Source organism: Xanthobacter sp. BG11Y11_SDJG (assembly GCF_057364445.1).
The window spans coordinates 1-718 of the sequence record NZ_JBNFNU010000824.1; the positions used below are offsets into that span (position 1 = coordinate 1).

Consider the following 718-nt stretch of genomic DNA (forward strand, 5'->3'; position numbering starts at 1 on the left):
CCGACGGACGAGGCCGCGCCCATGAGCGCCCGCGCCGCTGCTGTGCCGCTGCTTCTGGCGCTCGGCCTCGGCGGATGCGCGGGCGACCAGTCCATGCTGGCGCCGGCGGGACTGGAGGCGCGGCAGGTGTTCCACCTGTCGATGGTGCTGTTCATCGGCGCCGGCGTGATCCTCGCCTGGGTGCTCGGCACGCTCGCTTTGGCCCTCGCGGGGCCGCCAGCCGTCCGCCGCGCCATCGCCTCGCGCACCGCGGTGCTCTGGGCCGGCCTCGCCGTGCCGCTGGTGGTGCTGACCGCCTTGCTGGTGGCGGGCCTGATGATGATGCGCGAGCGCGCCGGCGCGGCGCCGGACGGCCCGCGCATCGAGGTGGTGGGCGAGCAATGGTGGTGGCGCGTCACTTATGTGACCGCGGACGCCGGCGCATCGCCGGCGCCAACGAGATCCGCATCCCCACCGGCCGCACCGTGACCTTCGTGCTCGACGCCGCCGACGTGATCCACGCCTTCTGGATTCCCGCGCTCGGCGGCAAGCGGGACATGATCCCCGGCCGCACCAACATCCTTCACGTGAAGGCGGAGCGGGACGGCATCTATCGCGGCCAGTGCGCGGAATATTGCGGCGGCGCGCACGCCGTCATGGCGCTGGAGGTGATCGCGCTGCCGGAACCCGCGTTTGAAGCATGGCTGGAGGCCGCCGCGGCGCCCGCGCCCGAGCCGGC

General features: G+C 73.8%; 2 protein-coding genes. Both read left to right on the forward strand.

Annotated features, from left to right (window positions below; genetic code table 11):
- A partial coding sequence (locus AC2W7M_RS26780; RefSeq protein WP_486136247.1) for a cytochrome c oxidase subunit II occupies positions 1 to 468 on the forward strand: 468 nt, incomplete at its 5' end.
- Positions 381 to 718 (forward strand): cupredoxin domain-containing protein (locus tag AC2W7M_RS26785; RefSeq protein WP_486136249.1); only part of this gene is annotated, 338 nt, incomplete at its 3' end. The genes AC2W7M_RS26780 and AC2W7M_RS26785, both read left to right, overlap by 88 nt.